The organism is Ruegeria sp. ABV3_008, from assembly GCF_056161185.1.
Genome location: NZ_JBSWYP010000004.1, coordinates 33,930 through 45,989, shown reverse-complemented (window position 1 = coordinate 45,989; position 12,060 = coordinate 33,930). Strand labels below are relative to the sequence as shown.

Below are 12,060 nucleotides of genomic sequence, written 5' to 3'. Positions count from 1 at the left end.
CCCGGCCTTGATCACATCAGTCCTTCAGACTTTCTTCGCGCAGACCGTCTGCCAGCAGGTTCAGACCAAGAACCAATGACAGCAGGGCCAAAGCAGGCGGAAGGGCAGGATGCAGGTAGATCGAAAGCAGCTTGCGCCCTTCGTTGATCGTCGAGCCCCAATCCGGGCTTTCGGGCGGCAAGCCCAACCCGAAGAAACCCAAAGTCCCCAGAAGGATGGTTGTATAGCCAATCCGCAGACAGAAATCGACGATCAGCGGACCACGTGCGTTGGGGAGGATTTCCCACAGCATGATGTACCACGGACCCTCACCACGCGTCTGTGCCGCAGCGACGTAGTCGCGGGTTTTGATATCCAGCGCCAACCCGCGCACGATGCGGAACACCGTGGGAGAGTTCACAAAGACCACCGAAACGAACACGACCAGAATACCGCCCGGAATGTCGAACAAATCCAGATAGGTCGGCAGACCCCAGATGCGGTAGCTGTCGGTGTTGATAATGTATCCACCGGTCGAAATCAGCGACAGGTAGAACCACAGCGCCACGCCCAGAACCCCGATCAGCAGAGGTGTTCGGAAATTCGGACGCGTGTAATAGCGCGAATTCAGCAGGACGCCTAGGAAGATGATCGGGAAGACAAACAGGATGGCTGCCATATAGTTCGGCACACCGGTGGCCACGATCTCGGGTGTCACCAACAGGTAGAACAGCAGGATCACAGGGAAGGCGAGGATCAGGTTTGCCAGGAACGACAACAGCGTATCCAGGCGACCACCGTAGTACCCGGCAGGCAGGCCCAGTGTGATCCCAACCATAAAGGCAAACATCGTGGCCAGCGGCGCAATTTGCACCACGATCCATGCGCCCTTGACCATGCGACTGAATACGTCACGGGCCAGGTTATCTCCGCCCAGAAGGTACCAGGCGTATTGGCCATCCTCCAGGTTAGGCAACGGCGTGCCGGGCACCTTGTTCTTCATACCAGAGATCTGTGCAAGCGGGTCATGGGTCACGATCAGATCAAGCGCCCCAAAGATGCCGGTGAAAACCCAGAACATCACAAGGCCAAAGCCGATCATGCCAATAGGGCTGTCGAACAGCTTGCCGTAAAGACCCAGCTTGCGTTTGAACGCGATTGACATCGCATACAGTATGATCAGTGACAGCCAGACGGGCAGGAATTGCTGCGAGATCGCACCAATGATCCCGGCGCTGGTGCCCATTAGTATGCCCAACACGACATAGGCGACCGCGATCACCACGCTGGCCATGAAGCTATAGCGCAGCGCGGCCTGTATCATGTTCCGCAGGCCCGAGCTTGAGGTTAACGTACCGTCCGGGTTCACTGTCATCTGATCTTCGGGCAGCACAATGCTGGCCAGCATCCAGACGACGATGGACAGGGCCATGACCCCCAGTGCCAGCGCGAGTAGCGGGTTGAGGAAGGCGATAGAGCCGGTCCAGGTAAGTGGTTCCATGATCTGACCCTCCCTTAAGAAATGCGAATGCGCGGGTTGAGGTAGACGTAGCCGATATCTGAGATCAGCTGCGTCACCAGCACCACAAAGACCGACACGACCGAGATCGCCAACAACAGTTGGATGTCATTGTTCCCCGCCGCCTGCACTAGCGCCCAGCCAAAGCCCTTGTAGTTGAACAGGGTCTCGACAATCACCACACCATTCAGCAGCCATGGGAACTGCAACATGATGACGGTGAACGGCGCGATTAGAGCGTTTCGCAGCGCGTGTTTCATGACGATGTTCGGGAACGAGACACCCTTCAGGCGTGCGGTGCGGATATATTGCGCGGTCATTACCTCGGTCATTGAGGCGCGGGTCATGCGGGCGATATAGCCCATCCCATAAAGCGCAATTGTCAGCACCGGTAAGAAGAAGTTCTCAAACGTCGGGTTCTCCATCGCTTGCGTCGCCGTGCCCTTGAACCATTTCAGGCCCACAGCGGATGACGTGAAGATCGCGATGAAGATCACACCCGAGACGTATTCCGGCGTCGCGGTGGTGGTGATGGCAAAGGTCGACAGCGTCCGGTCCGTAGCCGACCCTTCTTTCATCCCAGCCAGAATGCCAAGGATCAGGGCCGAGGGGACCATCAGCAGCATCACCCAGAACATCAGCCTGCCGGTCAAAGCGAGCCGGGTGCCGACGACGGTTCCGACTTCTTCTTTGAAGACTGTCGAATACCCCCAGTAGCCCTGAAGGATTCCGCAGAAATTAGGAGACTCTTCGGCGGTTTTGCCCGGTAGAATACATCGGCCCTGAACTGTGCCGTCCTCATTCGTGTGCCGGTATGAGGGCAGAACGCCCAGCCATTCACCGTATTTTATGGGCGTCGACTGAAGGTATCCGCCTTTTTCTAAAAAGCTCTCGACCTGCTCATCTGACATCCGGAAATTGCCCTGCGTTTTCGCTAGCTTTTCCAGGTTCGGGTAGAGATTGGTGAGGAAAAAAACCAGGAATGTCAGGCACAATGCTGTCAGCAGCATAATCCCCACACGCCTTAAAATGAAAAGTCCCATGTTAGCCCCTGTTGGTCGGCTGGCGTGGACGGCATTTCGCCTCACGCGTTGCTATTCTTATGGTCGCCGTATTGAGGACGAAGGGCCGCGCCAGTGTGGCGCGGCCCTTGTGTGTTTTGGGTCAGGAGGTCAGGCCGAACTTGTAAAGCTGCGGCAGGTCCGCGATGTGCTTTTCGACACCGACCATGTTGTCGCGATGGTGGCGCATTGCAGTCCGCCAATAAGGCTGAATGACAACACCTTCATCGATCATGATCGCCTGCAGTTTCGCCATTACCTCGCGGCGCATGTCGACATCAGCGAGCGAGTTTGCCTCGGCCAGCAGCTTGTCGAACTCTTCGTTGGCAAAGCCGGATTCGTTCCACGCAACACCGGACTTGTAAGCCAGCGCCAGAACCTGAGTGCCCAGCGGGCGGTGGTTCCAGTTGGTCGAGGAATACGGGTACTTGGTCCAGTCATTCCAGAAGGTCGAGCCCGGTAGAACCGTGTGCTTGGCCTTGATGCCCGCGTCGTTCAGCTGAGCGACAACCGCCGCAGTGGTATTCCGGCGCCAGTCATCGTCGATGGACTGCACTTCGTGCTCGAAATCACCCATACCTGCTTCGTCCATCAGCGCTTTCGCGCCGGCCGGATCGTAAGGTATGCGGGTCACAGCCGAGTCAAACTCGGGGTGCATCGGGCCCACATGGCAGTTCTCGGCAGGGATGCCGTAACCGGACATGCCGAGTTCAAGACAAACCTCGTTGTCCACGGCCATTGCGAGGGCCTGACGGACTCGCTTGTCGCCGTAGATTTTGTTGCCGTCCGCATCTTCAGCCAGCTGGTTCGGGCGGATGACGATGGTAAAGCCCGACGGGATTTCCGAGCGAACAAGACCGATGCCGTCGAAGATGTCGACGAACTCACCGACCGACTCCCAGTTCATGTCGATCTCTTCGGCCTCATAAGCGGCCAGGAAGGCGGCAGGGTCGGTGCCGTAATCGATGAATTCGATCCGATCGATATAACCGCCTTTGCCAGCTTCATAGCCCCACCAGTCGAAGCCCTCGTTGCGGACCAGAACGCCCTTCACGCCGACCTCGTGGCTTTCGGGGATCATGAAGCCTGTGCCCACCGGGTTCGACAGCATGTCATTTGCGTCAAAGCTGCTATGGACGATAGCACCCGGATAGTCCGCCATGCCGGGGATGATGGTGATGTCCGGCGCGTTGCATTTCAGTTTGACGGTGTGCGAATCGACCACGGTAATGGCGCCATCAGCGGCTTTCTGGGTGCTCTCATCGACCAGCGACGCCATGCGCGAGGCCATCGAGTTGCCTTCCAGCGACGCATCGCACCAGCCTTCGATGTTGCGAGCCACGTCTTCGGCGGTGAAGTCGTCACCGTTATTCCACTTGACGCCCTTGCGGACGTTCAGCGTGTATTCAGTGGCGTCGTCATTGGCTTCCCAGCTTTCCAGCAACATGGGCTTGAACGTACCGTCGTTGTTGTACTCGACAAGATACTCCAGCCAGCCCGCAGTGAAGGTCGCAATCTGCGTCCAGTCATAGGTGCGTGGGTCTTTGAGGGCGCGGACTTCCATCTGATAACGGATAGTGCCGCCTTGCTGCGGCTCAGCTGCCGCTCCTGGTGATTGCAGACCGATCATGCCGTAGGCGACCGGAGCGGCAACGCCCAGTGCGGTGACGCGGGCCATAAACTCACGGCGGCTCAGATTGCCGTCGCGGTATTCCTGGGCGTGCATCTCTGCGGCCCAGTGCACCGACGTTCCCTTTGTTGTATGGTTAGTCATGAATGTCTCTCCCTGTGACATATTTGTTTTTTTGCATGGAATGAACGAACCTAGCCGGCGTTTTTCAGGCCAAGGCGAAGGTCGAAGGGTTCGGTTTTTTGAACGTTGAAATTCCCCATGTCGGTATTCGGCAACAGAATCCGAAGGACGTCAATGTTCGAATGCGGCATGAAGAGCAAAAAAACGACATGTCTGGGCGGTTGTTGCGCGTCACTTGCCCAGTGTTTCTTACCTATTCTCGACGCGGGGCGCGACGCCAACTCATGGAAGCCAAGCGCCGTAAGTACTGGAAATATTGGTTCATTTCGACGGGCGGCCAGATTGGATAACGAGAATCAACCGCGTTTCGTATCAGTTTGATAAATCAAGGTGATTCCACGCCTTCATGCGCGCCCGGAACCATGTGCGCTGGCGTTTGGCAAACTGACGGGTCGAGATCGTGGCCCGTTCGCGTGCTTGCTCCAATGTCATTGAGCCATCCAGATAGGCCATGAGTTCCGGCACCCCTATGGCCTTGCAGGCGGGTAGCAACGGATCATAGCGGTCGCGCATGGCCACAACCTCGTCCAAAGCGCCGCTCTCTAACATGTGATCGAACCGACGGGTGATGCGGTCCAGCAGCCATGACTTGTCGACGTCAAAAACAATGGGCACTGTTTCCTGCAGGGCCAGCACAGGCGGCGGAGTGTCGTCCTGCCAGGATGCAAGGCTGCGACCGGTTGCCTGCTGAACCTCCCACGCGCGCTGAACGCGGGCGCGGTTGTTGGTGTCCAGCCGGGCCAGGGTTTCGGAATCCACACCCGCCATCAGCTGGGCCAGATCAATCTGATCGGCATCCTGACGTACATGCGGGGGTGTTGGCGGTATCTCGGCCATTCCTTCCGTCAAAGCGGTGAAATACAGCCCGGTGCCGCCGACAATGATCGGGCGCTGGCTGCCCGTCAGCAGTGGTGTGACCTCACGCAGCCAGTGGCCAGTGGAATACTCCTGATCAAACGCGACGTGACCATAGAGGCGATGCGGCGCGCGCGCTTCCTCGTCCGGCGAGGGGCGCGCCGAGATCACCTGCCAGCAGTCGTAAACCTGACTTGCATCGGCGTTGACGATCACCCCTCCGAACCTTTCGGCAATGCGCAGCGCCAGCTCGGACTTGCCCGAGGCTGTCGGGCCAGCGATCAGAACCGGCTTGTCATCCGGTATCTCGGGGAGCCGGTCCCAAATCGATGCGGTGGGGTGATTGGTCATGGTCCCTCAGTATCCGCATTGAACCTGCGGTCGTTTTGCTTCATTTTGCGCCGGAAAATAAACCCGTGCTAGCCCGGAGCGCAATATGAGCCTGACCTCGTCCCCCAACACCCAAAAACCCAAGTATGATCGCGTGATGCTGAAGATTTCCGGCGAGGCGCTGATGGGTGATCAGGGATTCGGCCTGCATCCGCCCACCGTCCAGCGCATCGCGCAGGAGGTGAAATCGGTCCATGATCTGGGCGTCGAGATCTGCATGGTGATCGGGGGCGGCAATATCTTTCGCGGCCTCAGCGGCTCGGCCCAGGGGATGGAGCGGACCACGGCCGACTATATGGGGATGCTGGCGACCGTGATGAACGCGCTCGGGATGCAGTCGGCGTTGGAAGAGATCGGGGTATTTACCCGCGTGATCTCGGCCATCCGTATGGATGAGGTCTGCGAGCCGTATATCCGCCGCCGCGCCGTGCGCCACCTTGAAAAGAAACGGGTTTGTATCTTTGCTGCTGGGACGGGCAACCCGTATTTCACTACAGATACGGCCGCGACCCTGCGTGCGAATGAGATGGCTTGCCAGGCGATCTTCATGGGCAAAAACGGCGTGGATGGGGTGTATGATAAAGACCCAAAAGAACATGCCGATGCAAAGCGCTATGACACGGTTTCCTACGACGACGTATTGGCTAAACGGCTACGGGTCATGGATGCCTCGGCCATCGCACTGGCGCGTGACAACAACCTGCCGCTGATCGTGTTCGGTCTGGATGAGCCGGGCGGCTTTCGGGGCATTCTGGCCGGTGAGGGGACCTATACCAAGGTTGAAGGCTGAGGCGCGCGCTCAGCTAATACCGTTCTCCACTCATCGATAGGCCTGGCCATGACTACGTTGGATATTGATTTCGTTCGGGCTCAGTTCCCCGCCTTTGCCGAACCCAGCCTTCAGGGACAGGCCTTTTTCGAGAATGCAGGTGGCTCCTACACCTGCCAGCAAGTGATCGACCGGCTGACGCGGTTCTACACTCAACGCAAAGTTCAGCCTTACGCGCCCTATGAGGCCAGCCGTCTCGCAGGTGCCGAGATGGATGAAGCCCGCGCCCGGATGGCCGCGATTCTGGGGGTTGAGACTGACGAACTGAGTTTTGGTCCCTCGACCACCCAGAACACCTACGTTCTGGCGCAGGCCTTCCGTCAGTGGATGAACCCCGGCGAAGCAACTATTGTCACCAATCAAGATCACGAAGCCAATTCCGGCCCGTGGAGACGCCTTGTCGAGGCCGGGATCGAAGTGCGCGAGTGGAAGATTGATCCCGAAACGGGATCTCTGAACCCGCAGGATCTGGAAAACCTGCTGGATGAAAAAGTTCGGTTGGTCTGCTTCCCGCATTGCTCGAACGTGGTGGGTGAGATCAACCCGGTAACCGAGATCACCGCCATTGCCCATGCTGCAGGCGCTTTCGTGTGCGTGGATGGCGTGTCCTACGCGCCGCACGGTTTTCCGAATGTGGGCGATCTGGGGCCGGATATCTATCTGTTTTCGGCTTATAAAACCTACGGCCCGCATCAGGGCTGCACGATCATTCGGCGCGCATTGGGTGAGTTGCTGCCCAATCAGGCGCATTATTTCAACGGCGATACTCTGTACAAACGGTTCACGCCGGCAGGCCCGGACCATGCGCAAATCGCTGCCAGCGCGGGAATGGCGGATTACATCTCGCTGCTCAGCACCCACCATGGCGGCCCAACTGAGGTTGCCGCGGCGCAAGGCGCTTTCGCCCACGACCTGATGCGCAATCACGAGGTGTCGCTGCTGCAACCGGTGCTTGATGCTGTCAAAAACCGAAACGCGGTGCGACTGCTTGGCCCGTCTGATGCCACTCGACGCGCGCCCACCGTCGCCTTGGCTTTGAGGCGACCGGCCGAAGCTGTAGCGGCTGAACTGGCGGAGCATGGCGTGATGGCCGGCGGTGGTGACTTCTATGCTGTACGCGCCTTGCAGGCGATGGGGGTCGATCCGGATCAAGGCGTTTTGCGGGTCAGCTTTACGCACTACACCTCCCAACGGGAAATTGATCAGTTATTGAATGCACTTGACCGGGTTTTGTGATCCAGTTTTCGATACGCTCCGTAGTGGAAAGAAAACGGCGGGGCGAATATGGAAGGCGGGCAACCTCCGATTATTTTGTGGTTCAGGCGTGACCTTCGGCTAAGCGATCATCCGGCGCTTGCTGCGTCACTGGCGACGGGGCGTCCTGTGGTGCCGGTGTTCCTGTGTGATGATCTGGTGCACACCCTTGGCGCGGCCCCGAAATGGCGGCTTGGGCTGGGGCTTGAGGTCTTTGGTCGCGCGCTGAACGATATTGGCAGCCGTCTGATCCTGCGACGGGGCGATGCGTTGGCACAGTTGCAGCGGCTGATCTCTGAAACCGGCGCGACGGATGTGTACTGGTCGCGCGCTTACGATCCGGTCTCGATTGCGCGGGATACAAAGATCAAAACGGCGCTGAAAGAGCAGGGGATCGAGGCAAAATCCTTTGCCGGTCATCTTCTGTTCGAACCCTGGACGGTTGCAACCAAGGCCGGTCAGCCGTTTCGCGTCTTCACCCCGATGTGGCGCGCAGTGCAGGGGCGTGAGGTCCCTCCGCCCGAGGCCGCGCCGACCCAGTTGACCGCCCCCGCGCACTGGCCTGCCTCTGACGATCTGGCGACCTGGCACCTTGGCGCGGCGATGAACCGAGGGGCGGCGGTCGTCAGACATTATGTGCAACCCGGCGAACAAGCGGCGCATGATCATCTTGAGGGGTTCCTGAACCGGATCGCGAATTACGGCGCTGACCGTGACAGGCTGGATTTGGACGGTACCTCGAACCTGTCCGAGTACCTCTCATTGGGTGAAATCGGCCCGCGTACCGCCTGGCATCGCGTACAACGTGCGGCTTTCGAAGGGACCCAAGGCACCGGTTCATTTCTGCGACAGCTTGTCTGGCGCGAGTTCGCCTATCATCTAATGTACCACACGCCTCAGCTGGTGTCGGGCAACTGGAAGCCGGAATGGGACGCTTTTCCGTGGAACGAGGCCCGAGATGCGCCCGAGGTGCAAGCTTGGCTGCAAGCCAGAACCGGCATTCCGGTTGTGGATGCGGGTCTGCGGCAAATGTATGTGACTGGGCGGATGCACAATCGTGCCCGGATGATTGTTGCAAGTTACCTGACCAAGCATCTGATGATCCATTGGAAAATTGGGATGGAGTGGTTCGAGGATTGCCTGATCGATTGGGACCCGGCCTGCAATGCGATGGGCTGGCAATGGGTCGCGGGGTCCGGACCGGATGCGTCTCCATTCTTCCGCATTTTCAATCCCGTTACACAGCAGGAAAAATTCGACCCCAAGGGTGCCTACTTAAAACAGTGGATTGCCGAGGGCACGCCAAACCCGTCTGAGACGGCTTTGTCCTACTTTGAAGCCACACCCCGTTCTTGGGGTTTGAACCCGAAGGCAGATTACCCGCCACCGGTGGTCGATTTGCCAACAGGGCGCACCCGCGCGCTGGCCGCGTATGAAAGCCGAAAAAACCAGTAAGGAACTGAAAACTTGCCACAAACACAATTGCGTCCTAGCCTGCATCAACCACCGCAGAGGGGAGAGCGGATGATCTTGACAACGACCGAAGGCCAGAAAGGTCTGCCCAGATATTTCGCGCAGGTGTTCAAGATGCTGAGCAAAATGGAAGCCGGGCGCTTGGACATTACTTTGTCCGACGGCCGGACCTTCCGTGTTGAGGGCACAAAGCCAGGCCCGGTTGCCGAGGTCGAAATTCACGATCCCGACGTGTTTGCCCGCCTGATCCGGGAAGGTGAGCTTGGCTTCTCCGACGCATATCTGGAAGGGCATTGGAGCACGCCTGATCTGCGCGCCTTCATGGATTTGGTCCATATGGGCAGTGAGACGGCCTACGATGGCTTCACAGGCAAGTTTCTCGTGCAGGCCTATGAGCGTCTGCGGTTTTGGCTGCATCGGAACAATCGTAGACAGGCCAAGAAGAATATCTCGTATCACTACGATCTGGGGAACGATTTTTACGCGCTCTGGCTTGACGATACGATGACTTACTCCAGCGCAATTTTCGAGACAGGGCAGGAAAGCCTCGAGAAGGCGCAGACTGCCAAATACGCTAGCATGGTCGATGAGATGGGCGTCAAACCCGGCGACCATGTGCTTGAGATCGGCTGTGGCTGGGGCGGCTTCGCCGAATATGCCGCGAAAGAGCGTGGCCTGCGTGTAACGGGTCTTACGATCAGCCAAGAACAGTTGAAGTTCGCGCAGGAACGCATTGAGAAAGCAGGCATATCGGATTTAGTTGATCTGAAGTTGCAAGACTATCGCGACGAACAAGGGCAATATGACGGCATCGCCTCGATCGAGATGTTTGAGGCCGTGGGTCAGAAATACTGGCCGGTCTATTTCGATACTGTGCGGGATCGGTTGAAGCCGGGGGCGCAAGCCACGTTGCAGATCATCACCGTGGGAGATCATCGCTGGGATTACTACAAGAACGGCGTTGATTTCATTCAGAAATACATCTTTCCGGGGGGAATGCTGCCATCGCCTACGATCTTGCGACAGCAGATTGATCAGGCGGGGCTGAATGTCGTGCGTTCGAAGGAGTTCGGCAAGAGCTATGACCTGACCTTGCGGCGTTGGTTCGATACGTTCAACGACAAGTGGGACCAGATCTCGGAGATGGGATTTGATGAGCGTTTCCGCCGCATGTGGAATTATTATTTGACGGCCTGCGGCGCAGCCTTTGACACGGGCAATTGCGATGTGACACAGATCACCATAGCAAAGCCCAGTTAACGAACGGAATTCATACATGCCCACCGCCAGTCGCCTTGTCGCCGCCGCTTGTCTTGTGGTGTTGGCGTTCATCGTGTCCAGCATGGTTATCGCAAACGGAGAAGAGGGTAAGGACTACGGGTATTTTACTGTGGTCAACATAGCCTTGGGTTGGATTTGTGGTTGGAAGATCATGGGCAAGCGCGCTGGCCGAGGCTGGACGGCCGGGATCAATAACGGCCTGACCGGCGTGGCTTCACTGGTGTTTTGGGGCCTTTTCGTTCAGGGCACTTATGAAATGTTCCGACTGGCCATGCGCCACCGCTATGACGGCCCTTTCGAGGCGCTGATTGCCATCTTCAAGATTGGCGTCGAATTCGGGGAGCAGTTGCTCGCGCCGGAAATCCTGATCACCTTGGGTGTTGGGGCCGTTGCCACCGGCTTGCTGACTGAAATAGCAAGCCGTCGCTGGCGTTGAATGTGAACACTTAGCGAAAGTCTAGCCTCTCGTGTCCGATTTGTTCTTCTATGGAACCCTGCGGCATGTGCCGCTGTTGGAGGCCGTTCTGGGGCGCTCGTCGTCTGAGCTGTCGCTGACGCCTGCCGCCTTGCCAGACCACATCGTTTCTGCGGTTCAGGGGCAGGATTTCCCGATGATCCAACAAGCAGATGGTGAGCAGTCCGCGGGACTGTTTGTGCAAGGCCTGTCGCAATCGGATCTGGATCGACTGGCCTATTATGAGGGTGGGTTCGACTATGATCTGAGGCCGTTGACTGTAACGCTAGGGGATGGAACCGAAACGCAGGCTCAGGTATTTTTTCCCGAACCTGCGGTGTGGGTGCCGGATGGCCCTTGGTCTCTGGACGCGTGGGTTGAACGTCTCGGAGAAGTCACCGCGCTCGCCGCCGTGGAAGAGATGAGCTATTTCGGGCGTGTTGAGCCGTCGGATGTGGCGCGCAGCATGCCGGCGATTCAGACGCGGGCCTGGGCGAAACTCTTCGCGCGGCAGCGCCTAACTGGGGATGCGCGCGATGTGTCCAAGGATGTGATCGTGCATCGACATCACCGCGCCCATGTCAACTACTTCGCGATGGAAGAGATCGACCTGCAACACCGTCAATACGATGGAACCATGGGGCCGACGCTGAACCGAAGCGCGCTATTGCAAGGCAGCGCGGTAATCGTTCTCCCCTATGATCCTGTGCGAGATGCCGTGTTGCTTGTAGAACAGTTCCGCGCCGCAATCTATCTGATCGATGATCCCGAACCTTGGATGTGGGAGCCGGTTGCGGGAATGATCGACCCAGGCGAAACGCCACAGCTGGCCGCACATCGTGAAGGGATGGAGGAGGCCGGCATCGCTTTCGATGCTCTGTACAACGCAGGCGGAGGTTATTCCTCCAGCGGGTCGTCGACCGAGTACGTCTATCTCTATGTCGGGCTTGGCGATCTGACAGATCCTGCAGCAACCGCAGGGCTGGCCACCGAAGGTGAGGATATACGCTCTCGTGTTCTACCGTTTGAGACGTTTATCGCCATGGTGGATCGCGGTGAATTCAAGGACTTACCTCTGCTGACTCTGGCCCATTGGCTGGCGCGCCATCGCGACCGCCTGCGTGGTTGACTATCGCGCTTGTGGTTGGCGCA

10 protein-coding genes are annotated in these 12,060 nt (G+C 58.0%); 6 read left to right on the top strand and 4 right to left on the bottom strand.

Annotated elements, in window-relative coordinates; translation table 11 throughout:
* Positions 1-16 precede the first annotated feature (16 nt).
* The 4 genes from ACXAH8_RS08690 to miaA all read right to left on the bottom strand — a co-directional run bounded on the left by ACXAH8_RS08690 (position 17) and on the right by miaA (position 5,578).
* Positions 17-1,480 carry an ABC transporter permease gene (locus ACXAH8_RS08690; RefSeq protein WP_475217654.1) on the bottom strand — a complete coding sequence of 488 codons (1,464 nt, stop codon included), beginning with the start codon at positions 1,478-1,480 and terminating at the stop codon, positions 17-19.
* Positions 1,481-1,494: 14 nt separating this feature from the next.
* Entirely contained in the window at positions 1,495-2,541 is a 1,047-nt protein-coding gene (locus tag ACXAH8_RS08685; RefSeq protein WP_170376750.1) for an ABC transporter permease, read from the bottom strand.
* Positions 2,542-2,662: 121 nt separating this feature from the next.
* The gene (locus tag ACXAH8_RS08680) at positions 2,663-4,333 is read right to left on the bottom strand and encodes an ABC transporter substrate-binding protein (RefSeq protein WP_475217651.1); all 1,671 of its coding nucleotides are present in this window, start codon (positions 4,331-4,333) and stop codon (positions 2,663-2,665) included.
* Between the two features lie 351 nt (positions 4,334-4,684).
* Positions 4,685-5,578 carry a tRNA (adenosine(37)-N6)-dimethylallyltransferase MiaA gene (miaA, locus tag ACXAH8_RS08675; RefSeq protein ID WP_475217649.1) on the bottom strand — a complete coding sequence of 298 codons (894 nt, stop codon included), beginning with the start codon at positions 5,576-5,578 and terminating at the stop codon, positions 4,685-4,687.
* Between the two features lie 85 nt (positions 5,579-5,663).
* Between miaA and pyrH the strand changes: the two genes are divergently transcribed.
* The 6 genes from pyrH to ACXAH8_RS08645 all read left to right on the top strand — a co-directional run bounded on the left by pyrH (position 5,664) and on the right by ACXAH8_RS08645 (position 12,037).
* Positions 5,664-6,407: a UMP kinase gene (pyrH, locus tag ACXAH8_RS08670; protein WP_170469717.1), complete on the top strand. Its 744-nt coding sequence runs from the start codon at positions 5,664-5,666 to the stop codon at positions 6,405-6,407.
* 48 nt (positions 6,408-6,455) lie between these two features.
* Positions 6,456-7,682, top strand: coding sequence for an aminotransferase class V-fold PLP-dependent enzyme (locus tag ACXAH8_RS08665; protein ID WP_475217646.1), 1,227 nt, complete (start codon positions 6,456-6,458; stop codon positions 7,680-7,682).
* Between the two features lie 48 nt (positions 7,683-7,730).
* A complete protein-coding gene (locus tag ACXAH8_RS08660) occupies positions 7,731-9,155 on the top strand; it encodes a cryptochrome/photolyase family protein (protein WP_475217644.1) in 1,425 nt (474 codons plus the stop codon).
* A gap of 69 nt (positions 9,156-9,224) precedes the next feature.
* Positions 9,225-10,433, top strand: coding sequence for a class I SAM-dependent methyltransferase (locus ACXAH8_RS08655; protein WP_475217642.1), 1,209 nt, complete (start codon positions 9,225-9,227; stop codon positions 10,431-10,433).
* 16 nt (positions 10,434-10,449) lie between these two features.
* Positions 10,450-10,890 carry a TrgA family protein gene (locus ACXAH8_RS08650; protein WP_170469704.1) on the top strand — a complete coding sequence of 147 codons (441 nt, stop codon included), beginning with the start codon at positions 10,450-10,452 and terminating at the stop codon, positions 10,888-10,890.
* 31 nt (positions 10,891-10,921) lie between these two features.
* Positions 10,922-12,037, top strand: a complete 1,116-nt coding sequence (locus ACXAH8_RS08645; protein WP_475217640.1) for an NUDIX domain-containing protein — start codon at positions 10,922-10,924, stop codon at positions 12,035-12,037.
* Positions 12,038-12,060: the final 23 nt, after the last annotated feature.